Origin of the sequence: Qipengyuania sp., assembly GCF_964227205.1 — a bacterium.
Taxonomy (GTDB): domain Bacteria; phylum Pseudomonadota; class Alphaproteobacteria; order Sphingomonadales; family Sphingomonadaceae; genus Qipengyuania.
The window spans coordinates 169,165-192,787 of record NZ_CAXQVB010000005.1 but is presented as its reverse complement, the minus strand read 5'-3'; the positions used below and the strand labels follow the sequence as shown (position 1 = coordinate 192,787).

The following is a 23,623-nucleotide window of genomic DNA, read 5'->3' as shown; positions in this document are numbered from 1 at the left end:
CGACGGTGCAGGGGGGCGTCGACACCGTTGATTCCGACCTGGTGGAACGGGCCAGGGCGGGAAACAGGGCGGCATTCGGCAAGCTGGTAGAGCCGCATCTTCCGCGCTTGCTGGGCCTGGCCCGGCGAATGCTCGGGTCGGGGGATGAGGCAGAGGATGCCCTGCAAAACGCGCTGGCATCGGCGTGGATCGCGCGTGCCAAGCTCGATCCGCGAAGACCGGTGGTGGCCTACCTGACCACGATAACCCTCAATAAATGCCGTGACAGGCTGAGGCGGCGCAAGGTTTCCAGTTTTCTGGGGCTGGTCTCGCTCGACCCGGACATGCCAATCGCCGCCCACCAGCCCGACTTCGAAAACGAAATCGCCGACCGGCAGGCGCTGGCGAACCTCACGCGGGCGATCGGCGGACTCCCGGTCCGGCTCCGCGAAGCGCTGATCCTTGTCGCCATCGAAGGGCGGAGCCAGGGCGAGGTTGCCCGGCTTCTCGGCGTAACCGAGAAGGCGATCGAGACGCGCGTCTATCGCGCACGCCAGCGCCTGCGCCAAAAACTCGATCTTGTTTGAGGGGTAATCGCGATCCACGCGTAAGGGGGGGTATGAACAAATCAGCCCCGAGCGACAGTCTCGCGATCGATCGCCGTAAATTCCTCACCCGAAGCGGAGCAGCCGCCGGCCTTCTCGGGCTGGGCCACGCCTTGCCGGCATGGGCACGCGGGGCCGACCTTCACGGCGGCGTGATCCGGCCCGGCTTCGACGAGGTTTCTGGCCGCGAAATCGCGCTTACCATCGGCGAGGGATCGCGCGTTGTGCAGGGTCGCCGGGGCCACGCGGTCGCGGTCAACGGCAGCATACCGGGGCCGCTTGTGCGTCTGCGCGAGGGCGAAGCCGTTCGCCTGGCGGTTACCAACAACCTTGGAGAAGACAGCTCGATTCACTGGCACGGCCTGCTGGTTCCCTTCCAGTTCGACGGAGTTCCCGGCGTGAGCTTTCCGGGTATCAAGCCCGGCGAAACCTTCGTCTACGACATGCCCCCGATTCGGCAGCATGGCACCTATTGGTGGCACAGCCATTCCGGCTTGCAGGAGCAGTCGGGTCATTACGGTCCTATCGTCATCGACCCGGCGGGCGGCGACCCGGTTCGGGCCGATCGCGACTATGTACTTCTGCTCAGCGAATTCACCCCGCTCCATCCGCATACGATCATGGACAAGCTCAAGAAGGGCGAGGGGTATTTCAATTATCAGCAGAACACCTGGACCGACGATTATCCGCTCTCGGGCAAGGATCGCCGGGCATGGGCCAAGATGCGGATGATGGCGACCGACATCCTGGACGTGACCGGATCGACCTATACCTACCTCGCGAACGGCCGGGGGCCCGAGGAAGGAATGGAATACCTCTTCAGGCCCGGCGAGCGCGTAAGGCTGCGCGTCATAAACGGCAGCGCCATGACCTTCTTCAACATCCGTATTCCCGGCCTGAAGTTCCATGTCGTGGCCGCCGATGGGCAGAACGTTCGACCGGTCGAGGTCGAGGAATTCCAGATCGGCACGGCCGAAACCTACGATATCGTCGTCGAGCCGACCGGCGAGGCACATTCGATCATCGCCGAAAGCATGGACCGTTCCGGCATGGCAATGGCAACGCTGGCAGCGAAGCCCGGCGCGCGCGCTGCCGTTCCCGCGCTCCGCGACCCGCCGCTCCTGACCATGGCCGATATGGGTATGAGCGGAATGGATCACGGTGGCGGCGACATGGCCGGCATGGACCACTCGGCGATGGGTCATTCGCAGCCTGCGGCCAAGGGCCAATCCGAATCCACGGCGATGGAAATGGGCGGCATGAATATGCGTGACACCTCGATGTTGCCCGACGACGTGAAGGTCGGTCCGGGCATCGACATGGTATCGATGAACCCCGTCGACCGGATGAGCGACCCCGGCCTCGGCCTCGACGACGTCGGGCACAGGGTGCTGACCTACAAGGATCTCGTCGCGCTCCAGCCCAATGACGACCTGCGCCGCCCGAGCCGACAGCTGGAAATCCATCTGACCGGCAATATGGAACGCTACATGTGGTCGTTCGACGGGAAGAAATTCGCGGCCGTTTCGGACGATCCGATCCGCTTCGCGTACAATGAGCGGGTGCGGGTGAAGCTGGTCAACGATACGATGATGGCCCACCCGATCCACCTGCATGGCCATTTCTTCGAGCTGGTGAACGGCGCCCCCGCCGACCGCCAGCCGCAAAAGCACACGGTTATCGTCCAACCCGGCGGCAGCGCCACCTTCGATCTCACCGCCGACGAAGAGGGAGACTGGGCCTTCCACTGCCACCTTCTCTACCACATGCACTCGGGCATGTTTCAGGTGGTGACGGTGCGAAGACCGCCAACGGCGCCCGATGTAAAGAGGGTGGGGGAAGACTGATGCGCCTGTTTGCCGTCATGCTCCTTGCGAGCACCGCCACGCCCGCAATTGCGCAGGATCATTCCGGGCATGCCATGCCCCCTGCCTCCGCAACGGAAAACTCCTGCCAGCAGGAGGCCGACCGTCACCGCGCAATGGGCCACTCCGTGTCGGACGGGTCGTGTGCGCCCACTGGCGAAGCGCCCGCCGAGCCTCCGGCTGCCGACGACCATGCCACGATGGACCACGCGGCAATGGGCCACGCGGCAATGGATCATGGCCAGGTTGAGGCGACCGATCGCTCGCACACGGATCACGCCTCCATGAGCCACGGCGAAATGGGGGGTACGGACCATTCGGCGATGAACCACGCGTCGCCCCGCGATGCCCAGATGGACATGTCCCCGATTCCCCAGGGGCCTCCTCCGGCTGCTGCCAGCTCGGGCCCGGCGCATGCCGCCGATGCCATTTGGGGCGCCGGGGCCATGCGCGCCTCGCGCGATGCGTTGCGGGTGGAGGCCGGCGGCTTGATGAGCCGCTTCTGGTTTCAGGCCGACCGCGCCGAATATCGTGCGCGCGAGGGCAAGGACGGATACCTGTGGGACCTCCAGGGCTACTACGGCGGGGACATCGACAAGTTCTGGTTCAAGAGCGAAGGCGAAGGCAGCTTCGGTGAACAGCCGGAGGGAGCCGAGATACAGGGCTTGTGGAGCCATGCGATCGGTCCGTGGTGGGACCTTCAGGCGGGCATCCGGCAGGACCTGACCGGCCCTGAACGCACCTATGCGGTCGTAGGCGTACAGGGGCTCGCGCCTTACCTGTTCGAGATCGATGCCGCAGCGTTCCTTTCGACCAAGGGTGATCTCACCGCCCGTGTCGAGGCCGAGCTCGATCAGCGCGTCACCCAACGCCTGATCCTGCAGCCACGCACCGAGCTCAACCTTGCCGCGCAGGACATTCCCGAACTGGGCATCGGCGCCGGGTTCGACTCGATCGAACTGGGGCTGCGGCTCCGCTACGAGATCGCCCGCGAATTCGCGCCCTACATTGGGGTCGAGCAGGAATGGAAACTGGGCCAGAGCGCGGACTTCGCCCGGCTTGCGGGCGAAGACCCAAGCGTCACCAACTACGTCATCGGAGTCCGGTTCTGGTTTTGAGGGGAAATCATCTTGAATAGAGTAGTCTTGCTGGCCTGCGGCGCAATCGTACCCTTGGCCGCGCCATCGGCAGTGGCGGCACAGCAGCACGATCATTCCGCTCCCGTGGCGCCCGCCGCGCACGCCGAGGTCCCGACCGATCCGGAGACCGAGCGGGTTGCGGCGGTTCTTGCCGCCTACCGCGACGCCCTTGTCGGTGGCGACGCGGCAGCGATGGAGGCGCTGTTCCGCGACGATTCGAGGGTTTTCGAGAACGGCAAAGCCGAAGGCAGCTTCGCGCAATATCTCGCACACCACCTCGGCCCGGAACTCGATGCCATCGTCGCATTCACCTTCAGCGATCCGGCCATCCAGGTGCGTGTCGTCAGCCCCGTGGCCTTCGGGTACGAGACCTACAGCTATCGCATTGCACTCGACGATGGCCGCGTGATCGAACGTGACGGCGTCGCGACTTCGGTGCTGATCCTGGAAGAGGGCGAATGGAAGATCGCGCAATACCATTCTTCCTCGCGTGCGCCCCGCCCCAGCTGACAGTTCGGTTTTCCGAGACATGACCTCACCGCGTTCGCGCAAGCTTCGGCTGCACATCTTCGGCAGCAAGATGCACAAATGGCTGGCCGTCTTCATCGGCGTGCAGGCGCTCCTGTGGATGGCCACGGGCACTCTAATGTCCTTCCTCAAGATCGAGCGCGTTCGGTCGGAGCATGTAATTTCGCGCGAACTGCCACCACTCGGCCCCGACGCGCCGCTTCCCGCTTGGGCAACCTACTCGGGGGATCTGGTTGCTGTCACCACCAAGACGGTGAACGACAGGCCGGTTGTCGAGATGAGCCGCAGCAATGGTACGGCCAGCCTGCATGATCCGCTTACAGGCAGGAATTTGTCGCCGCTTCCGCGTTCCGACGCCAAAGCGATCGCCATGGCTGCCTGGCCAGGCTCCCCTACGGCGATCCAGTCTGCCGTGCCCGTCGCACAACCCGTCGGGACCGAATACCACGGGCCCTTCCCCGCATGGCAGGTCCAGTTCGCGGATCCGGACGGAACGCGTCTCTATATCGATGCGTCGACCGGAGCGGTGTTGGCGGCCCGCAGCGACACCTGGCGTTATCTTCGACTTTATCTGGGGACTCCACATTATGGACTGGACCCAGCGCGATCGGATCAACAGCTGGTGGCTTCTTCTGTTCGGGGTCGGAGGCACCCTGATTGCCAGTTCGGGCTTCGTGCTTCTGGCAAATCGGTTCCCGAAGCTGCGCAAACCGAGCATCTTGCGGAAGTAGGTAGAACCGCACGTCCGCTCCACGCCCCGGTGCGCAGGATTCTGCGCTCAATCTCAAGCTCCTAACCGGCAGATCGCCTGCGGCACGCCATTCCCTTAGGTCATGTAACCGGTTGCATGAAACTGGGGCGTCACGCATAGCTACCTCACGCTACGGGTGAGGAGAGTGCGATGAGGAATTGGCTATCCGGGGGTTTGGCCAGAGCATTGGCGCGCGCCACATGTCGGACGACGCTGGTACTCCTTGCGCTACTCAGTTCCTTCACTCTCGCAGCGCAAGCGAGCGATGAGCGGCGCCTGTGCTCGCCGGACGCACGCCTCTGTTTCGTGCTTGAGACCGTCGAGGGGGATGCCACCTATCGTATCGAGCGCAACGGTGCCGATGTCATCGCGCCGTCTCGCCTCGGCTTCATGCTACGCGGCGCCGGCAAGTGGCAACACGGGCTGCAGTTCGGAACCGCGACCCGACGCAGCCACGCCGAAACCTGGCAGCAGCCCTGGGGCGAAAGCAGGCTGGTAGAGGATCGCTACAATGAGATCCGCGTCCCTATCCTCGAACAGGGCAAGACCCGCCGTCGCATCGACCTGATCGCCCGCGTATTCGACGATGGCGTGGGCTTCCGGTTCGAGTTTCCGCAGCAGGACCAGCTCGCCGACGTGATGATCGACGAGGAACTCACCGAGTTCGTGATCGCCGGGGATGCGGAAGCTTGGTGGATCCCCGGAGGCGAGTGGAACCGCTATGAGTATCTCTATCGCCGCACTTCAGCAGACAGGGTCGGAACCGCGCACACGCCGATCACCTTCCGGCGCGCGGACGGGCTGCATATCGCGCTGCACGAAGCCGCGCTCGAGGATTATGCGGGCTACTGGCTGCAACGGATCGAGGGCCAACGGTTCCGCACGCGGCTCGCGCCGTCCTCCCAGCCGTGGAAAGTGCAGCGCGCCGCCCCATTTCATACGCCGTGGCGCACAGTCCTGATCGCCGATGACGCGCCAGGCCTTTATGCCGCCGCCGACATCATCCTCAACCTCAACGAACCCAATCGGCTTGGCGATGCAAGCTGGATCAGGCCGCACAAATATGTCGGCATCTGGTGGGCGATGCATCTCGACAAATGGAGCTGGAATGCGGGGCCGCGGCATGGTGCGACGACCAAGCATACGTTCGATTACATCGATTTCGCCGCCAAGCACGGCTTCGGCTCGGTACTGGTGGAAGGCTGGAACGAAGGCTGGTGGAGCGAGAGCGGTCGCAATTTCAAGTTCGCCACGCCTTATCCCGATTTCGATATCGATCGCGTGACAACTTATGCCCGCAAGAGGGGCGTCGAGATCATGGGCCATCACGAAACCGCGGGGAATGCCGGCCTCTATGAACGCAATCTCGAGGCTGCGATGGCCTATTACGGGAAGCATGGCATTCATTCGGTCAAGACCGGCTACGTCGCCGATGCAGGTGGCGTGCTGCGCGAGGATCCCGATGGAACCGAACAGTGGGAATGGCACGACGGCCAATACATGGCGCGCCACCATGTACTCGTCGCTCAGCGCGCGGCAGAACACCGCATTACGGTCAATGCTCACGAACCGATCAAGGACACGGGGATGCGGCGCACCTATCCCAACCTGATGACGCGCGAGGGCGCAAGAGGTACCGAGTACATGGCCTGGGGCGATCCCCCCAACCCGCCGAGCCACGAGCCTACGCTGATGTTCACACGGATGCTCTCGGGGCCACTCGACTATACGCCGGGAATCGTCAGTCTTGCCGGGCGCAACGGGCGGTTGCTCCCCAATACGCTCGCGCGCCAGCTTGCTCTTTACGTGGTACTCTATTCGCCGCTCCAGATGGCAGCCGACCTGCCCGAGAACTATCGCCAGGCTCTCGACGCGCTCGCCTTCATCGAACAGGTCCCCGTCGATTGGGAACAGACCCGGGTACTCGCGGGCGAAATCGGCGAGTATGCGGTTGTCGCGCGCCAGCGTCGCGGCGGTAACGACTGGTGGCTCGGTGGCGTCACCGATGGCGAACGGCGCGAGGTGATGCTCGACCTATCCTTCTTGCCCCCGGGCAAGCGCTATATCGCCGAGACGTGGCGTGACGGGTCCGGCGGCGGTATCGCGGGCGATCGCTTCGCCTTGGTGCGGGAACGGCGCATCGTAGCTGGTGGCGAGGCGCTGACGATCGTCATGGAGGCGGGCGGCGGATTTGCGATGTCGCTGCGCCCTATGCGCTGAAGCTTCCGCTGCTCGACGCTGACTGCCTCCGGCTCCCCCGCGAAAGCCAGGTGCGGGAGAGCGCTAGCCGGCGAGACCAGCGCTCAGCATCAATGAACGTGATGCCCTAGCCCCGCTGCCGCTTCGGCATCGTCTCGGCCCTTTGCCACCTCCGTCAAAGGATCGCCGACCGCCGGTCCGTCGCTGTCGCGATACTGCTCGCGGAGGCGGATCAGCTTGCGCTTGAGGTCTGCCACGATCGGCTGGACAGCAGGGTCTTCGATGCGGTTGTGCATCTCGGTCGGATCGCTTTCGAGGTCGTAGAATTCCCACTGACTGATATCGCCATAGAAACGCATCAGCTTGTAGCGGCCCGACTTCACACCGTAATGCGCGCGCACCGCGTGGAATCCGGGATACTCGTAATAGTGATAGTATACGTCCTCGCGCCAATCCGCCGGCGGGCGGCCTTCGACCACCTCGCGCAAGGACCTCCCCTGGATTGTGCCGCGTGGGGCAAGGCCGGCGAAATCGAGGAAAGTCGGAGCATAATCGACATTCTCGACCGGCACGCGCACGTGGCTGCCCGGCGCGATGTGTCCGGGATACTGCATCAGCAGCGGCGTGCGCAGCGATTCCTCGTACATGAAGCGCTTGTCGAACCAGCCGTGTTCGCCGAGATAGAAACCCTGGTCCGATGTGTAGACGACGATCGTGTTGTCCGCCTCACCCGACTCCTCTAGCCAGTCGAGCACGCGCCCGACGCTCTCGTCGACTGCGGCGACCGTACCGAGGTATTCGTCCATATAGCGCTGGTATTTCCACAGCGCCATCTCGCGCCCTTCGAGATCGGCGGCGTTCATCGCGTCGTTGTCCGCCTGATGGAGCGCGTCCCACTTCGCCCGCTGTTCGGGCGTCATGCGGTCGAAGGCGCCGGGCCAGCGATTGTAGCGCAGCTCGGTCGTCCCGACCCGCGTTGTCATCTTGAGATCGTGCCCTTCGTACATGTCGCGGTAGATGTTCATTTCCTGCGCGGCAGCGGCGGGGCGACCGTCGTAATGGTCGAAATAGTTGGTCGGCACGGGAAACTCGGTGCCGAGGTAGCGCTGGATATGGCGGATCGCCGGCATGAAATTGCGATGCGGCGCCTTGTGGTGGATGAGGATCGCGAAGGGTTTCGTCGGATCGCGGTTCTTCAGCCAGTCGAGGCTGTAGTCGGTGACGAGGTCGGTGGCGTAGCCTTCGACCCGCGTCTTCCCTTCGGGCGTGATGATATCGGGATTGTAGTAATCTCCCTGATCATCGAGCACCTTCCAGTCGTCGATTCCGGCACCTTCGGGCGAGTAATTGAGGTGCCACTTCCCGAACATGGCTGTCTGGTAACCGGATTGCCCAAGCTCGCGCACCCAGTTCCAGCGGGCGTTATCGAACTTTTGCCCGTTCTTGGTAAAACCATGCATGTGGCTGAACTGGCCGGTCAGCATCGTTGCCCGGCTCGGGCCGCACAGCGAGTTACCGACGTAGCTGTTCTCGAACAGCGCGCCGTTGCGGGCGATCCGGTCGATATTGGGCGTCGGCGCGAGCTTGCCGATCTCGGTCCCATAAGCCGAGATCGCGGTCTGCGCGTGATCGTCGGACATGATGAAGATGATATTCGGTCGCTGGGCCCGCGGGGGCGCGGGCGCGGCTGCACTCTGCCCGAGCGATGACGTCGCGCACCCCGACAGCGACAGCGCTGCGACGATCGTGGCCGTGATGCGGATCAGGGCCTCTACTCCGTCACGGTAAAGCTGACCGGTGTGCTCGCCTGCGCGCCCGAGCTGGGTGCGATCCATAACCGGAATTCGCCCGGCTCCCATCCATGCGTCATGTCGGCGCGCGTAAAGGCAAGGTCTCTCGGTTGCAATTCGAAGGTCACAATGCGGCTTTCGCCCGGCTCGAGCCGGATCTTCTCGAACCCCTTGAGCTGCTGCACCGGGCGGGTCACCGAACCGACCAGATCCTGCACATAGAGCTGCACGACCTCTTCCCCGGCCCGCTTGCCCGTGTTGGTGACGGTGGCGCTGGCGCTAATCGATCCGCGCGGCCCCATGCTCGCGCTACTAAGCGTGACCGGCGAATAGGCGAAGTCGGTGTAGCTGAGGCCGTAACCGAAACGGTAGAGCGGATCGTTGGGTGTATTGAGATAGCGCGAGACATATTTAGCGCCCGGTGCGGCCAACTCGATCGGTCGCCCGGTGTGCTTCATGTCGTAGTGGATCGGGACCTGTCCGACCGTTCGCGGGAAGGTGACCGGTAGCTTGCCGGAGGGATTGTAGTCGCCATAGAGGACGTCCGCGATGGCATGGCCGCCCTGCGTACCTGGATACCAGGCATGGAGGATGGCCGGGACGTTCTTCGATGCCCAATCTATCGAGTTGGGACGCCCGCTGAGGATCACGAGGATCACGGGCTTGCCGGTCGCGACGAGACGTTCGAGCAGGGCCTCCTGGTTACCCGGGAGATCAAGCGAGGTACGGCTCGCCGCCTCGCCGGTCATGTCCCATTTCTCACCCATTGCGGCGATGATGATGTCCGATCTGCGCGCTAGATCGAGCGCTTCGGCAAAGCCCTCGGTGCTCCCTGCGGCAGAGAAATCGTACGAGGCGCCCTTGGCAAAGGAGACCTGGGCCCCGGGCGCTGCGCGCGCGCGCAGACCCTCGAGGATCGTGACCGGGCGGGTCTGGCGGTCGCCCCCCGCCGCCCAGCTTCCGATCATGTCGGGCTTGCTGTCGCCAAGCGGACCGATGACGGCGATCTTCTCTGCGCCCGCGGCCAACGGGAGCACATCGCCTTCGTTGCGCAGCAGGACCATCGAACGGCGAGCCACATCGCGTGCCGCCGCGAGAAATTCGGGCTTGTAGAGCGTCGCCTTTTCGCGCTCCGCATCGGCATAGCGGTAAGGGTCTTCGAACAGGCCGAGGCGGTATTTTGCCTCGAGGATACGGCGCACCGAACGATCGACTGCCGCCGTATCGACCCGGCCCTCGGCCACGGACTTGGCAAGGTTTTCCATATAGACCGCACCTTGCATGTCCATGTCCACGCCGGCGTTGATCGCCTGCTCGCCAGCCTGGGCGAGGTCCTTGGCATAGCCGTGCGGCACCATTTCATTGATCGACGTATAATCGGTTACCACGAAACCGTCGAAGCCCCAGCGATCACGCAACACATCGGTCAATAGGTACTTGCTGCCGCTTGCCGGAACCCCGTCATATTCGTTGAAGCTGGTCATGAAGCTGGCCACGCCGGCTTCCACCGCCGCTTCGAACGGCGGCAGATAGACGTCGCGCAGCGTGCGTTCCGAAATATCGACCGTGTGATAGTCGCGTCCCGCCTGCGCAGCGCCATAGGCGGCGAAATGCTTGGCCGTGGCGAGGACGGTATCGGTCGCGCGCAGATCGTCGCCCTGATAGCCATGAACGCGCGCAGCGGCGATCTTGCTGCCGAGATAGACATCCTCGCCGGCGCCTTCGGAAATGCGGCCCCATCGCGGATCGCGCGCGATGTCGACCATGGGAGAAAAGGTCCAGTGGATACCCTCGGCGGCGGCCTCCTGGGCCGAAACCCGGGCAGATTTCTCGATCGCCTGCATGTCCCAGCTGGCGGCTTCGCCAAGCGAGATGGGGAAGATCGTCCGATGGCCGTGGATAACGTCGTATCCGAACAACAGGGGAATCTTGAGCCGCGTTTCTTCAACCGCCAGGCGCTGCAACTCGGTGGTATATTGCGCGGTATAGGCATTGAAGATTGCGCCAACCCTGCCCGCGCGGATGTCCTCCTTGTAGGAATCGCGCATGGTGGGACCGGTCGATTCCCAATCGCTGGTAAGCAAGGTGAGCTGGCCGATCTTCTCGTCGAGCGTCATGCGCGCCATCAGGTCGTCGACGAAGGCGTCCATCGCGGCGTCGGAGCGGGCCCATTCCGGCTTGGCGGGACGCTCCGCGACTGCCGTGACATCGGTCACCGGAACCGGTGCCTGGGCCAACGGTGGCGTCGTCGCGGCACAGGCCCCGACCAGAACCGGAATTGCCACCGTCAGAATTGCTCGACCCTTGCGCATGCATGCCTCCCCATCGCGTAGTTATCGATCGATCCGCTGCTTGTCGCGCTTAGGCTGTCCGAGCCGGGATCGTGCAAGAAGGCTATACAGGCCGAATGAAACCGGTTACAAGAGGCTTCGAAAATAAAGATGGTCCGGTCCCGTCAAGAGGGTGCGGGCCCGGGAAACGCCCAAGAATCGGGTCTGTTGGGGAGGAGTGGAAATGTTCTTTTCGCGTAAGAATCGTATGTCCGTTGCAGGCCGGATGGCCTCGGCGCTGGTGCTTGGCTGTGCAACGGGCGCGCTGGCCGTCGGCCTGGCGGCGCCCGCCCACGCGCAGGATACGAGTGGGTCGCTTCGCGGGACGATCACCGGGGCGGACGAATCCAGTACCGTAACAGCTGTTGAGGTCGGCACCGGAACGAGCCGCACCGTACCGGTTGGTCCGGGCGGCAGCTACTTTTTCGCATCGTTGCGGCCCGGGACCTACCGGCTTGAAGTGACGACGGTCGACGGCACACGTCGGACTGACCGGTTCGACGTGCGCGTCGCTCAGGATGCCGTGTTCGATTTCGACCTGGCCGAGGGCCAGGCCGACGCTGACACCGCGGCAGTTGGCGAAAACGTGATCATCGTGACCGGCGGCCGTATCCGATCCGCGCAGGGCGGGGAGGTAAGCGCCAGCGTTTCACAGGAGCAAATCAAGTCGCTTCCCCAGACAGATCGCAATTTCCTTTCTTTCGCAGCCCTTTCGCCCGGCGTGGTCTATCTCGACAGCGAGACCGACAAGGGCATTCAGTCGGGTGCTGCCACCCGCAGCCAGGTCAATGTTTTCGTTGATGGCGTGAGCCTGAAGAACAAGCTGCGCGAAGGTGGCATCGCCGGCCAGCAGAACAGTCGCGGGAACCCGTTCGGGCAGCTGGCCGTGCAGGAATTCCGCGTCCTGACGCAAAACTACAAGGCCGAATACGAGGAGGCTGGGTCCGCCATCGTCACCGCGGTGACCAAGTCGGGCACCAATGAATTCCACGGCGAGGCGTTCGGTCAGTATACCGACCGCAGCCTCACCGAGATCGACGCCATCAACGAACGGAACGATCTTCCGGAGCCGCCATTCAAGCGCAAGCAGTATGGCGCATCGCTCGGTGGCCCGATCGTCAAGGACAGGCTGTTCTTCTTCGCTGCCTATGAGGGCAATGATCAGGATCGCGCCTTCAACGTCATCGCGGGCGGTTCCCCCGAGCTTCGGTCCCAGTTCGAAGCGAGTTCGGGCCGCTCCATCGACGAATTCGAAGGGGCTTTCGTCAGCCCGTTCCGGGGAGACTTCTATTTTGGCAAGCTGACGCTGACGCCAGACGATCGACAGGTGTTCGATCTGTCGTTCAGTCGCCGCGAGGAGACCGATATCCAGAACTTTGGCGGCCAAACATCGTTCGAATCTGCCGAAAACAAGAAGAATCGCGTCGATTCCGCCTTGTTCAAGTGGACCTATAACGGCGATGATTTCGTCAACGAATTCAGCACCAGCATGATCGACTACGTGTTCAATCCGACGTCGATCAACCCCGATCTTCCCCAGTTTCAGTACATCGGCGTGATGACCTTCGGCGGCAAGGATTCGACCCGGCGCGAGCAACAGCAAAGCTATACGATCCGGGACGACTTCACCTATTCCGCGTTGGACGATCATACGATCAAGATCGGCGCGCGCGTCGAAGTGCTCGATATCGAATTCGACAATCGCGCCTTCGTCCAGCCGCGCTATACTTTCTTCGTCGACGAAACGAACAACCTTGACTTCAGCTTCCCGGGAGAAGCGCGTCTGGGCCTCGGGAACTCGCTGATTACCGCGTCCAATACGTCGTTTGGCGTGTATATTCAGGACGACTGGCAAGTCACCGACCGGCTCGAACTCAATCTCGGGGTTCGGTGGGACTACGAGACCAACGGGTTCAACAACGACTACGTCACGCCGGCCTCGGCGGCGGCGGCCTTGCGCGCACTCCCATCAACGTTCTACTTCGACCCGGAGGACTACATCACCGATGGAACCGAGCGTGACCCATTTACGGGCGCTATAGCTCCGCGCATCGGCTTTTCCTACGATCTCACTGGCGATCGGACGTGGGTGATCTTCGGTGGTGCGGGGCGCTATTACGACCGCAACACCTTCAGCAACACGGTGGACGAGATTGCCCGTCAGCGTAATCCGGTCGGCGTTTTCCGCTTCTCGGAAGACGGCTCCCCTCGCAATGGCCTGCCGACGGTCGCCTGGGACCCGAGCTACCTGACGCGCGAAGGCCTCATCACGCTGCGTGAGACCTCGACATCCGGCCTTCCCGAACTCTTTGCCGTGCCGGAAAATGCCAAGCCGCCGGTGAACGACCAGTTTAGCCTCGGCGTCCGCCATCGTTTCGGCGATTGGGAAGCTTCGGTGACCGCTTCCTATCAGCGTGGACGCAACGGCTATACCCATCTCTTCGCCACCCGCCGGGACGACGGCCTCGGGAACTGTTGCGATACCTCCCCCGTGGTGCCTTTCGGCTATGCCAACGTGCTGATCGGTTACGACGGGCTCGATACGCGCTACAAGGCGCTCTATTTCACGCTCGACAAGAACTACACTGTGCGATCCGGCTGGGGTCTGAATATCGCCTACACGCTTTCGAAAGGCGAGCAGAACGGAAACGATCTCTTCAGCCTCGATGGCACCGTTCCCGATTCCTACGGCTGGCGTCCTCGCCCGGGCGACGAGCGTCACCGCGTGGTACTTTCAGGTTTGGTCGACCTGCCGTGGGGTTTCCGTTTCTCGACGCTGAGCACCTTCGGCAGCGGCCGGGCCTACCAGGTTACCGATGCGACCAATGGCTTCGATAACGGGCAATTGCGGATCACCTCCGCCTATCCCGAAAAGACCTGTGTCGATGGCATCTTCCAGTTCTGCGAAGTGAACCTCACTCTCGCCAAGTTCATCAATTTCGGTGAAGATCGAGAGATCGAACTTGCCGTCGATCTGCTCAATGCCTTCGACAACACCAACTATTCGGGTTTCGACGGGTTCTTCAACGCCACGGATCCTCTGGATCCGGCCATCGAAGGAAACAGCATTCTGACGCTTCCTCGCCGTATTCAGTTCCGCGCGGCAGTGCGGTTCTGATATCCTCGGGCATCCTTGCCCTTTGGGCCGCGCTCGGCAGGGGACGCCCTGCCGAGCAACAAACTAGAATGTGAAGAGCCGATATCCGATGAAGATCTCGAACATCCTCGCGCCGTTGGGTCTCGGGCTGGCGATCTCGGGCTGCATGCCGAATGCTCTCGAAAATGGAGCGGAACCTCCATTCAATGTCGCAAATTCTTCGGCGCAGGAAGCGTTTTCCGAAGATCTGACGCGGCGCACCTTTCGCTATTTCTGGGACACGACCGATACCGAACGGTGCCTGGCACCCGATCGCTGGCCGTCGCGAACCTTCTCCTCGATCGCGGCGACGGGGTTTGCCCTGACGGCTTACGGGATCGGTGCCGAACGCGGCTATGTCTCGCGTGAAGAGGCGGCCGAACGGACCCGCGATTGCCTGGCCTTCTACTGGCACGCCCCGCAAGGCCCCGCCGAAAGCGGCGTGACGGGGTACAAGGGCTTCTTCTACCACTTCCTGAAATATGAGGATGGAACCCGTTTCAAGACGGTAGAACTTTCTACCGTCGATACCACGCTGTTCCTCGGCGGGGCGCTGTTCGCGCAGAGCTATTTCGATCGCGCGGATCCGGTCGAGGCGGAGATCCGCGATCTGGCGGAAAAGATCTACCGGCGTGTCGAATGGGATTGGGCCCAGCGCAACACCACCGGCACGCAGGCCATCAACCTCGACAATTCGCACGGTATCACGATGGGCTGGAAGCCCGAGGATGGCTGGGAGCAGTCCGACTGGATCGGCTACAACGAAGGCATGCTGGTCTATGTCCTTGCTACCGCATCGCCCACGCACCCGGTGGGCAAGGACGCCTGGGACAAGGGCTGGGCCGCCCAGCTCGAGAACGACTGGGGCACCTTCTACGGCTACGAACATCTCCAGTTCGAACCGTTGTTCGGTCACCAGTACAGCCATGTCTGGATCGACTTTCGCGGCATCCAGGACGACTTCATGCGCGAGAAGGGGATAGACTATTTCGAGAACAGCCGTCGCGCGACGCTGAGCCAGCGTGCCTATGGCGCGGACAATCCGAACGACTGGAAGGACTACAGCGCCGACATCTGGGGCTGGACGGCCTCCGACGGACCGAAATACTCGAAGAACGAATATACGGTAAACGGCAAGCCGCGGACCTTCTTCACCTATATGGCGCGCGGCGTCAGCGCGATCCGGGTGCGCGACGATGGCACCATCGTCCCGACCGCCGCCGGCGGATCGATCCCCTTTGCGCCCCAGGCAACCACGGCCGCCCTGATGGCTATGAAAGAACGCTATGGCGGGCGCATATACGGGCAATATGGCTTCAAGGACGCGATCAATCCCAGCTTCACCTTCGTCGACGCGAATTCGCGCACCGGTGACACCGATCCCGAACGCGGCTGGGTGGCCAGGGACCATCTCGGCATCGACCAGGGTCCGATCCTCGCGATGATGGAAAACCATCGCAGCGGCATCGTCTGGGAAACGATGCGCAAGAACCCGCATATCCGCCGCGGGCTCGAGCGGCTCGGATTTACCGGAGGCTGGCTCGAAAGCGAGGCGTCCGAGTAGGGTCCTACCTGCGCGACGAGGGCCCATTCGACCTCGTTGCGCAGGTGCTCGCGACCGTCGAACGCGGCGATGTCAACCACGCGGTCGCGCATCCGGCGAGAAACACGGCCAATGCAAGGCCCGACAAGGCGGCAATTCGGCGCCCCCGGTTACTCGCCCCCCGCTGCCCGGCGGTGCGACAAGAGCCAGAGGTACAGGGCCGGATCCGCATAGGCCGGGTCCCAGGCATTGTGGCCCAGATCGGGATAGATCGTCAGCCGGCTCATCCGTCCCCCGCAGGCACGGATCGCGCGCGTCATGGCAAAGCTGCCCTCGGGCGGTACCACATCGTCGCGATCGCCATGGAAGGCCCAGATCGGAATCTCCTTGAGCGCGCAGGCCGTGAAGGGATCGCCCCGCCCCGCGACCGGCGCGACGGCGGCGAAGCGATCCGGTTCGGCGGCGGCCCATCGCCATGTCGCATGGCCACCGCGGCTGAGACCGGTCAGGTAGATCCGGGCGGGGTCGACCGGCAATGTGGCGATGGCATGGTCGAGGATGCGGCTCAGCTTGGCGAGATCCCAATCCTCCTCCGCCGGGAGCAGCGGGGAAATTACGATGAAGGGAAAGTGGGGGTCGGCATCGGCGTGCTTGGACGGACCGTGCACCTTTACCTTGTCGATATCCGTGCCACGCTCGCCCGAGCCGTGCAGGAAGATGATCAGCGGCCAGGCTTGCGTCTCGTCCCAAGCGCCTTGCGGCAGGAACAGCTGATAGCGATAGCCCTGGGCATCGAGAGCCGTTTGAGGATGCTGTCCGGCCTGGATAGGCGCAGGGCCATCGAGCCCCTGGCCATAGGCGCAGGCGGGCAGCGCCAGTGCCGCGAAGACCATCGCCAACCATCGGAAAAAGTACTTGTACACCGCTGATCCCCTCGCCTGCCAACCGCCGACGCAAACGGTTGCATTCCGTTTGGCACGATCACGCGAGAAAGAAAAATCGCATGCTGCGCGATCAGCCCTGTCCGGCCGTGGAGCCACGAATGGCGAGCGTCGGCGGAATCGTCAGCCCGTGCGCCGCTCCTATGGTCTCGCCCTTGAGCATGCGCAGCAGCATGAGCGCCGCGGCCGATCCGAGCCGGGTAATGTCCGAATGTACCGTGGTCAGTTGCGGAGTGACGTAGCGGGCCAGCGGAATGTCATCGAACCCTGCCACTAGAACCTCCCGACCGATGTCGACCCCCGCTTCGCGCATTTCGGACATGACATCGACTGCCATCAGGTCGTTGCCCGCGAAAATCGCATCGAAAGCCTGCTCTCCGGTCAACAACAGGCGCGCCGCCGCACGCCCGTCGTCCTCGCGAAAATTCCCGGGTAGGATGATCGGATTGTCGTCGCCGAGACGCTCGCTCAACACGTCGCGATAGCCGCGCAGGCGTTCGCTCGCGTCGCGATTGCTCGCCGGACCGGCGATATGGACGATCTTGCGCGCACCGCGATCGATCAGATGTTCGGTGACGAGCCGTGCCCCGGCGTAATTGTCGACCGTGACGAAGGGCGTCGCCTCGTCGACCGCGCGCGCATTGAGAAGCACGGTGGGAATGTCCTGCGTCAGCGCATCGCCGATCGAATCGGCGCTCGAATTTGGCGGCATGACCAGCAGCCCGTCGACCCTCCCGCGCATCGAGCGGATCGCCTGCCCGGTCTCGTCGGCGCTGCCATGCATATTGCCCAGCAGCAGGTTCTTGCCCGCGCCGTGCACCACCAGGTCGATGCCGCGGATGATTTCGGAGAAGAACTCACCGAACAGGTCGGGCAGGATCACGCCGATCGTATCGGTGGTCCGCCGCGTCAGGCTGCGGGCGCCGCTGTGGGGAATGTAGTTGAGCCGGGCGGCGACGCCCTCGATCTTTTCGCGGGTTTCGCGCGTCACGTTGGACAGGCCGTTGAGCGCGCGCGAAGCGGTCGCAACCGAGACCCCGGCGGCCTTCGCAACGTCCCTGATCGTTACCATTTTCCAACCACCTTCGTGCCGTAGCCGAACCGCGGCTGATCGCCAACCGTGGCCGCCGTGCTAGCGACCGAACGCTTCACCGCGCCCGCCCCAGGGCCAGGAGGAGTCCAGCGATCCCCACCAGCGCCGCGAGCAGGAGGAACAGGGCCCGGAAACCGAACAGCGGGATCATCGCCAGCGCAATGCTGGGCATGATCAGCGAGGGGACGGTATTGGTCAGGTTGAAGAAGCCCAGATCGCGTCCGCGGTTTTCGGGTCGCGGCAGCACGCGCAGCGTCTGGCTGCTGTGGAGGGCGAGAAACACCCCCGCCGCGATGCCGAAAACAACATAGCCCGCAATGCCGCCCAGGACGTCTTCCGACCACGCCATGACCAGCAGGCCGACCATGCCGCAAAAGGCGGTGACGACGAGCGGTCGCATCGGTCGCCCGGCGCGATCGGACCAGCGGCCGACCACAATGGCCAGCGGCGAGGCGAGAATGAGGACTGCGGTGAAGAGCGTAGCGACAGTGTTGTCGCTCGATCGCGCATCAAGGCCGAGCAACCACAGAAGCAGGAAGGCGAACAGAGCGGATTCGGCCACCTGCACCAAAAGGCGTGCGAGCCACATGCGCCAGACTTCGTGGGAGCGATGGCCGGGTTCGGGGGGCTCGCCTGTTGTAGGTTGTGCCGCTGGGGTGGCTGCGGTCTGCATCAGATGGGGCATCGGTCTCGGCGAACCGAGAAGGACGACTGGAAGGACCATGGCCATCACGATCAGCGCAATCAACGCGAGACGCGCCTGACCGTCGGCCAACCCGGGTATCGTGACGATGGCACCGACGAGCGCGCCTAGCCCGGGCGCGAACGAAAGCAGCCCGCCGAGCGTGCCCTTCTGATGATCGGGAACACAGTCTCCGGCAAGCGCGGTCAGCGGGTTAAGCATCATGTTGAGCGCAACCTGCCACGCTACGATCAGGACAAGCAGGTGAGGGATCGACCGGACCTGACCCATGAGCAACAGCAGAAGGCTGGAAGCGAAGAGCCCGGCGACGATCCAGCCCCGTCGGTTCCCGGTTCTGTCGCTCGCCCAGCCGAAGGCGATATTGGCGAGACTGGCGGCAATCGCCCCGACAAAGGCCACGGTGGAAAGCAGTTGAACGGCATCAGCGCCCGCGAGTTCGGTGGCGCGCAGGGGCAGGATGAGCGTCAGGAACGGCGCGTAGGACGCCGAGCCACCCGCCGCCGCCAAGGCATAAAGCAGGAGGAACCTAGTCGACTGGTTTCCAGCGTGCTTTGGCAGGCGGGCGATCATGACTGGCGGCGATGTCCCCGACATTGTCTGCGGTTGGAAAGCGTCCCTCGCCTTAGGTCCACTCCATGCGCCGGTCCAGCCGCGTCAATCCCATCGCACACGGCTTTCGTCCAAAAGCACCGCGCCCGACATCCTGGAGAACCAAGCAGTCGAAGACATGCCTACCCGCATAGATCTGGCGATCCCGGCGGTCGCCGAAAAAGAATCCGCCCGCGAGACGGCCCGCCGCGAATGCGGCCCCCTACCCCCGCACGGGCACGCAGGCGCGTGACAGCCGTCTACGCACCTGCGCGGCAAGAGAGGAGCGAAGACGAGGTACCAGGGGTCGGTGGCGGAGCAGGAGGGATTCGAACCCTCGATACGGGGTTACCGTATACACACTTTCCAGGCGTGCGCCTTCGACCACTCGGCCACTGCTCCGCGTTCTGATTTGCGCTATCGCTTCGCTGCTTGAGCGCGGAACTCGCTTTCACGAGCCCGGCCTCAAGTAGCGCAAAGCGCAGTAGGCCAACCAAGAACGCGCGCGTCTAGCGGCGAGGCGACGATTCCGCAAGCCGGAGCGGGAACCGGATGATTGCCGTCGGCGTTTTTAGGTGTACAACTCTCCCCGCGACGGTGCTGCGCGGATCAGGCATACCCTGCGAACACCGTCACGAAGCCCCCTCTCGCCCCTACAATGCGCGAGAGGGGGCTTTTGTTTTGCCGCGCGCGGTGGCACGCCGTGCCCATGACGAAGCTGCTGATTTCGCTCGCCGCGCTGCTCGCGCTTGCCGCCCCCGCCATCGCGCAGGAAGAAGCCGCCGCGCCCTCGCCCGGCGAGATCGTGGCGCAGGCGCCCGCCGAGGAATGGATCACCATCCCATCCGAGGACCTGCTGGTGATGACGCTCGCCCCGGCCGCCGATGGCAGCGCGCGCAAGGTGGTGATTCAGCTGATGCCCGCACCCTTCAGCCAGGGGTGGGTGGCCAACATCCGCACGCTCGCGCGCGCCGAGTGGTACGACGGCGTCACGGTCAACCGCGTGCAGGACAATTACGTCGTCCAGTGGGGTGATCCAAATTACGCCAATCCCGAGGCCCAAGGAGTAGCGAAACCGTTGCCCGAGGGGCTCCGGGAAATGAGTGAGATCGACTATATCTCCGACGAAATCGGGCAGGTTCTGGCCATGGAAGATGTCGAGATCGACGAGGACCCCTACGCCGATTCGACATTCTTCCACCAGGGTTGGGCGGTCGGCGGCGACACCAATGGCGCCTGGCCGGTCCATTGCTACGGCATGGTCGGTGTAGGCCGCGGGATGTCGCCCGACACTGGATCGGGCGCAGAGCTCTACACCGTGATCGGTCATGCGCCGCGCCATCTCGACCGCAATATCGCGCTGGTCGGGCGCATCGTGGAGGGGATGGAGCACCTGTCTTCGCTGCCGCGCGGTTCGGGCGCGCTGGGCTTCTACACCGCCGAGGAGGCAGGCAAGCGCACGCCGATCCTCTCGGTGCGCGTTGCGAGCGATCTGCCGGAGAGCGAGCAGCCCGCCTTCGAATACCTTTCGACCGAAGGCGATACCTTCGCGAGCTACGCGGACGCCCGCGCCAATCGCCGCGATCCCTTCTTCATCGTGCCGGCAGGCGGCGCCGACATTTGCAACATCCCCGTGCCCGTGCGCCGGGTTGCCGATTGAACGAAACGCTTGCCTTTCGCGGGCCGATAACCCGCTGGCACGGCGAGAAGGCGGTCTATCACGTGCTGACGATCACCGACGCGGTGGCTGAGGAGATCACCATGCACGAGCGGCTGCGGCGGCTCGAATATGGCGGCAGGCGCGGTTTCGGGTCGGTCAAGGTCATGGCGACCATCGGCGGATCGCGCTGGAAGACCTCGGTCTTTCCGTCGAAGAGCGGCGAGTGGTGGCTGCTCGTGGGCAAGAAGGTGTTGAAGGCTGAAGATCTCGTCGCGGGCGATGAGGCCGCGGTGACGCTCGAGCTGCTCTAGACCCTCTGCATCAGCTCGATACGGTTGCCGAATGGATCGGCGATGTCGCCGCGAACATAACCCTCCAGATCCTTGCCCGGCTTGAAGCGGATATTCGCCTTGCCGAGCCGCGCCACCAGGGCCGCGAGATCGCTCACCAGCAGCGCAGGGTGCGCACGGCGCGCCGGGAGGAAGGCTTCTTCGACCCCGCAATGGATCGCGATACCGCCGCCTTCGAACCAGCAGCCGCCATTGACCGCGAGATGCGCGGGTTTGGCGACTTCCTCGAGTCCCATCAGGTCGACCCAGAAGCGCCGCGCATGGGGCTCGCCACCATGCGGCATGGCCAGCTGGACGTGGTCGATGCCGGTAATCACACGCGTTCCGCCTGCGCGACCGAATCGCTCGCCCTCAGTGCACTCAATATGCGGGTGAGGTGGGGCACGTCCTGCACCTCGAGATCGATTTCGTAGGTGGTGAAGGGATGGTCGAGCTGGGTCTGCTCGAGGCTGGTCACATTGACGTGATTCTGCGCGAAGATGCCGGCCATCTCGGCGAGCGTGCCGGGCCGGTCGTAGAGTGTCACCCTGAGGCGCCCGACCGCGCCGCGCGACCGCTTGCCCCACGACAGGTCGAGCCAGTCGCTGTCGATCCCGCTGGCGAGGTGGGTGCAATCGATCGTGTGCACTTCGACCCCCTCGCCCGGCTTGCGCAGCCCGACGATGCGGTCGCCCGGGACGGGGTGGCAGCACTGCGCAAGCTGGAAGCCGACGCCCGGTGTCAGCCCGCGGATCGACAGCGCCTTGCCGCTCTTGGCCCAGTCAGGCTCGTTCTCGAGCTCGGCGGTGCAGCCCGGCACCAGCGCCTCCATCACAACGCGGTCCTCGATCTTGGCCGAGCCGATGGCGTAATAGAGGTCTTCCTCTTCCTCCATCTCGAGCCGCTTGAGCGCTTCCCGGAGCGCCTTCTTGCCGATCTTGGCGGGGACCCGCAGCGCGATCTCGTCGAACAGCTTCTGCCCGATCTCGGCCACTTCGGCGCGTTCCTTCAGTCGCACTGCGCGGCGGATCGAGGCGCGCGCCTTGCCGGTGACGACGAAACCCAGCCAGCTCAGCTGCGGATCGGCATGGTCGCTCTTGATGATCTCGACCACGTCGCCGTTGTTGAGCTGGGTGCGCAGCGGCATGTGCCGCCCGTTGATCTTCGCACCCACGGTCTGCGCACCGAGATCGGTATGCACCGCGAAAGCGAAATCGACCGGCGTTGCGCCCTTGGGCAGCTGGAACAGCGCGCCCTTCGGGGTGAAGGCGAAGATGCGATCCTGATAGATCGCCAGCCGCGTGTGTTCGAGCAGTTCGTCGGGATCGTGGCTGGCATCGACGATCTCGATCAGGTCGCGTAGCCAGCCGACCTGCCCGTCGGGCCGGTCGCCCTGCTTGTAGGCCCAATGCGCGGCGAGGCCGAACTCGTTGCGGCGATGCATCTCGCGCGTGCGGATCTGAACCTCGACCCGCATCGACTTGCCGTAGATCAGCGAGGTGTGGAGCGAGCGATAGCCGTTGTTCTTGGGCGTCGAGATGTAGTCCTTGAACTTGCCCGGCAGGAACTGCCACGTCGTGTGCAGCACGCCCAGAGCGCGGTAGCAGTCGCCCACGTCCTCGCAGATGATACGGAAGGCCATGATGTCGGTGACCTGTTCGAAGGACACGTGCCGCTCGGCCATCTTGCGCCAGATCGAATAGGGATGCTTCTCGCGCCCCGAAACCTCGGTGACGATCCCCGCCTCGGCCAGGGCGTGCTTCATGTCGAGCGCGATCGCATCGACCTGGCCGCCATCCTCGCTACGGATCTGGTCGAGCCGCTGGGTGATGGTTTCGAAGGCCTCGGGCTCCAGTTGCTCGAAGGCGAGCATCTGCATCTCGCGCATGTATTCGTACATGCCGATCCGCTCGGCCAGCGGGGCGTAGATATCCATCGTCTCGCGCGCGATGCGCTGGCGCTTGTCGGGATTCTTGATGAAGTGCAGCGTGCGCATGTTGTGCAGCCGGTCGCCCAGCTTGACCAGCAGCACGCGGATGTCCTCGCTCATGGCGAGGAGGAACTTGCGCAGGTTTTCCGCCGCCCGCTCGTTCTCGGGCATCTGCTCGATCTTGGAGAGCTTGGTGACGCCATCGACCAGCCGCGCGACATCGGTGCCGAAATTGGCCTCGATATCGTCGATGGTCGCCAGCGTGTCCTCGACCGTATCGTGCAGCAGCGCGGTGGCGATCGTTTCCTGGTCGAGCTTCAGATCGGTCATCAGCCCGGCGACCTCGACCGGATGGCTGAAATAGGGATCCCCGCTCGCGCGTGTCTGCGTGCCGTGCTTCTGCACCGTGTAGACATAGGCACGGTTGAGCATCGCCTCGTCGGCGTCGGGGTCGTATTCCTTGACCCGCTCTACGAGTTCGTACTGGCGCAGCATCGCAATTCACGATGTGAGG

17 protein-coding genes and 1 tRNA gene are annotated in these 23,623 nt (G+C 63.7%); 10 read left to right on the top strand and 8 right to left on the bottom strand.

Annotated elements, in window-relative coordinates; genetic code table 11:
• The first annotated feature begins 5 nt into the window (after window positions 1-5).
• The 6 genes from ACEQZ0_RS12655 to ACEQZ0_RS12630 all read left to right on the top strand — a co-directional run bounded on the left by ACEQZ0_RS12655 (window position 6) and on the right by ACEQZ0_RS12630 (window position 7,087).
• On the top strand, window positions 6-566 hold the full coding sequence (locus ACEQZ0_RS12655; RefSeq protein WP_370191233.1) for an RNA polymerase sigma factor: 561 nt from the start codon (window positions 6-8) through the stop codon (window positions 564-566).
• Window positions 567-598: 32 nt separating this feature from the next.
• Window positions 599-2,431, top strand: a complete 1,833-nt coding sequence (locus tag ACEQZ0_RS12650) for a copper resistance system multicopper oxidase (RefSeq protein ID WP_370191230.1) — start codon at window positions 599-601, stop codon at window positions 2,429-2,431.
• On the top strand, window positions 2,431-3,567 hold the full coding sequence (locus tag ACEQZ0_RS12645) for a copper resistance protein B (protein ID WP_370191226.1): 1,137 nt from the start codon (window positions 2,431-2,433) through the stop codon (window positions 3,565-3,567). The genes ACEQZ0_RS12650 and ACEQZ0_RS12645 overlap by 1 nt, the downstream gene beginning before the upstream one ends.
• Before the next feature lie 12 nt (window positions 3,568-3,579).
• A complete protein-coding gene (locus tag ACEQZ0_RS12640; RefSeq protein WP_370191224.1) occupies window positions 3,580-4,098 on the top strand; it encodes a nuclear transport factor 2 family protein in 519 nt (172 codons plus the stop codon).
• 19 nt (window positions 4,099-4,117) lie between these two features.
• A complete protein-coding gene (locus ACEQZ0_RS12635) occupies window positions 4,118-4,912 on the top strand; it encodes a PepSY domain-containing protein (protein ID WP_370191222.1) in 795 nt (264 codons plus the stop codon).
• Window positions 4,913-5,017: 105 nt separating this feature from the next.
• Window positions 5,018-7,087 (top strand): glycoside hydrolase family 97 protein, encoded by a 2,070-nt coding sequence (locus ACEQZ0_RS12630; RefSeq protein WP_370191219.1) that lies wholly within the window; start codon window positions 5,018-5,020, stop codon window positions 7,085-7,087.
• Window positions 7,088-7,176: 89 nt separating this feature from the next.
• On the opposite strand, the gene ACEQZ0_RS12625 is transcribed toward ACEQZ0_RS12630, so the two are convergent.
• Window positions 7,177-8,901: a sulfatase gene (locus ACEQZ0_RS12625; RefSeq protein ID WP_370191217.1), complete on the bottom strand. Its 1,725-nt coding sequence runs from the start codon at window positions 8,899-8,901 to the stop codon at window positions 7,177-7,179.
• Entirely contained in the window at window positions 8,838-11,168 is a 2,331-nt protein-coding gene (gene bglX / locus ACEQZ0_RS12620; RefSeq protein WP_370191215.1) for a beta-glucosidase BglX, read from the bottom strand. Before bglX ends, ACEQZ0_RS12625 begins: the two co-directional genes overlap by 64 nt.
• A gap of 202 nt (window positions 11,169-11,370) precedes the next feature.
• Between bglX and ACEQZ0_RS12615 the strand changes: the two genes are divergently transcribed.
• Entirely contained in the window at window positions 11,371-14,304 is a 2,934-nt protein-coding gene (locus ACEQZ0_RS12615) for a TonB-dependent receptor domain-containing protein (RefSeq protein ID WP_370191213.1), read from the top strand.
• 88 nt (window positions 14,305-14,392) lie between these two features.
• The gene (locus ACEQZ0_RS12610; RefSeq protein WP_370191210.1) at window positions 14,393-15,886 is read left to right on the top strand and encodes a glucoamylase family protein; all 1,494 of its coding nucleotides are present in this window, start codon (window positions 14,393-14,395) and stop codon (window positions 15,884-15,886) included.
• Between the two features lie 149 nt (window positions 15,887-16,035).
• On the opposite strand, the gene ACEQZ0_RS12605 is transcribed toward ACEQZ0_RS12610, so the two are convergent.
• The 4 genes from ACEQZ0_RS12605 to ACEQZ0_RS12590 all read right to left on the bottom strand — a co-directional run bounded on the left by ACEQZ0_RS12605 (window position 16,036) and on the right by ACEQZ0_RS12590 (window position 19,592).
• Entirely contained in the window at window positions 16,036-16,788 is a 753-nt protein-coding gene (locus ACEQZ0_RS12605; protein ID WP_370191208.1) for a dienelactone hydrolase family protein, read from the bottom strand.
• Window positions 16,789-16,879: 91 nt separating this feature from the next.
• Window positions 16,880-17,878 carry a LacI family DNA-binding transcriptional regulator gene (locus ACEQZ0_RS12600; RefSeq protein ID WP_370191206.1) on the bottom strand — a complete coding sequence of 333 codons (999 nt, stop codon included), beginning with the start codon at window positions 17,876-17,878 and terminating at the stop codon, window positions 16,880-16,882.
• 76 nt (window positions 17,879-17,954) lie between these two features.
• The gene (locus ACEQZ0_RS12595) at window positions 17,955-19,172 is read right to left on the bottom strand and encodes an MFS transporter (RefSeq protein ID WP_370191203.1); all 1,218 of its coding nucleotides are present in this window, start codon (window positions 19,170-19,172) and stop codon (window positions 17,955-17,957) included.
• 329 nt (window positions 19,173-19,501) lie between these two features.
• Window positions 19,502-19,592 (bottom strand) — tRNA-Ser (locus ACEQZ0_RS12590).
• 307 nt (window positions 19,593-19,899) lie between these two features.
• On the opposite strand from ACEQZ0_RS12590, the gene ACEQZ0_RS12585 reads away from it, so the two are divergent.
• Window positions 19,900-20,850: a peptidylprolyl isomerase gene (locus tag ACEQZ0_RS12585; RefSeq protein ID WP_370191201.1), complete on the top strand. Its 951-nt coding sequence runs from the start codon at window positions 19,900-19,902 to the stop codon at window positions 20,848-20,850.
• Window positions 20,847-21,161, top strand: a complete 315-nt coding sequence (locus tag ACEQZ0_RS12580; RefSeq protein WP_370191199.1) for a DUF1905 domain-containing protein — start codon at window positions 20,847-20,849, stop codon at window positions 21,159-21,161. Before ACEQZ0_RS12585 ends, ACEQZ0_RS12580 begins: the two co-directional genes overlap by 4 nt.
• Here ACEQZ0_RS12580 and ACEQZ0_RS12575 read toward each other — a convergent pair.
• A complete protein-coding gene (locus ACEQZ0_RS12575) occupies window positions 21,158-21,517 on the bottom strand; it encodes a VOC family protein (RefSeq protein WP_370191197.1) in 360 nt (119 codons plus the stop codon). The genes ACEQZ0_RS12580 and ACEQZ0_RS12575 overlap by 4 nt on opposite strands.
• Window positions 21,514-23,604 (bottom strand): bifunctional (p)ppGpp synthetase/guanosine-3',5'-bis(diphosphate) 3'-pyrophosphohydrolase, encoded by a 2,091-nt coding sequence (locus ACEQZ0_RS12570; protein WP_370191194.1) that lies wholly within the window; start codon window positions 23,602-23,604, stop codon window positions 21,514-21,516. The genes ACEQZ0_RS12575 and ACEQZ0_RS12570 overlap by 4 nt, the downstream gene beginning before the upstream one ends.
• Window positions 23,605-23,623: the final 19 nt, after the last annotated feature.

Bases quoted from the DNA above. Each gene is read 5' to 3' on its own strand.
- ACEQZ0_RS12650 (WP_370191230.1), top strand. From the start codon at position 599: ATGAACAAATCAGCCCCGAGCGACAGTCTCGCGATCGATCGCCGTAAA.
- ACEQZ0_RS12645 (WP_370191226.1), top strand. From the start codon at position 2,431: ATGCGCCTGTTTGCCGTCATGCTCCTTGCGAGCACCGCCACGCCCGCA.
- ACEQZ0_RS12635 (WP_370191222.1), top strand. From the start codon at position 4,118: ATGACCTCACCGCGTTCGCGCAAGCTTCGGCTGCACATCTTCGGCAGC.
- ACEQZ0_RS12630 (WP_370191219.1), top strand. From the start codon at position 5,018: ATGAGGAATTGGCTATCCGGGGGTTTGGCCAGAGCATTGGCGCGCGCC.
- ACEQZ0_RS12625 (WP_370191217.1), bottom strand. From the start codon at position 8,901: ATGGATCGCACCCAGCTCGGGCGCGCAGGCGAGCACACCGGTCAGCTT.
- bglX (WP_370191215.1), bottom strand. From the start codon at position 11,168: ATGCGCAAGGGTCGAGCAATTCTGACGGTGGCAATTCCGGTTCTGGTC.
- ACEQZ0_RS12615 (WP_370191213.1), top strand. From the start codon at position 11,371: ATGTTCTTTTCGCGTAAGAATCGTATGTCCGTTGCAGGCCGGATGGCC.
- ACEQZ0_RS12610 (WP_370191210.1), top strand. From the start codon at position 14,393: ATGAAGATCTCGAACATCCTCGCGCCGTTGGGTCTCGGGCTGGCGATC.
- ACEQZ0_RS12600 (WP_370191206.1), bottom strand. From the start codon at position 17,878: ATGGTAACGATCAGGGACGTTGCGAAGGCCGCCGGGGTCTCGGTTGCG.
- ACEQZ0_RS12595 (WP_370191203.1), bottom strand. From the start codon at position 19,172: ATGATCGCCCGCCTGCCAAAGCACGCTGGAAACCAGTCGACTAGGTTC.
- ACEQZ0_RS12585 (WP_370191201.1), top strand. From the start codon at position 19,900: ATGACGAAGCTGCTGATTTCGCTCGCCGCGCTGCTCGCGCTTGCCGCC.
- ACEQZ0_RS12570 (WP_370191194.1), bottom strand. From the start codon at position 23,604: ATGCTGCGCCAGTACGAACTCGTAGAGCGGGTCAAGGAATACGACCCC.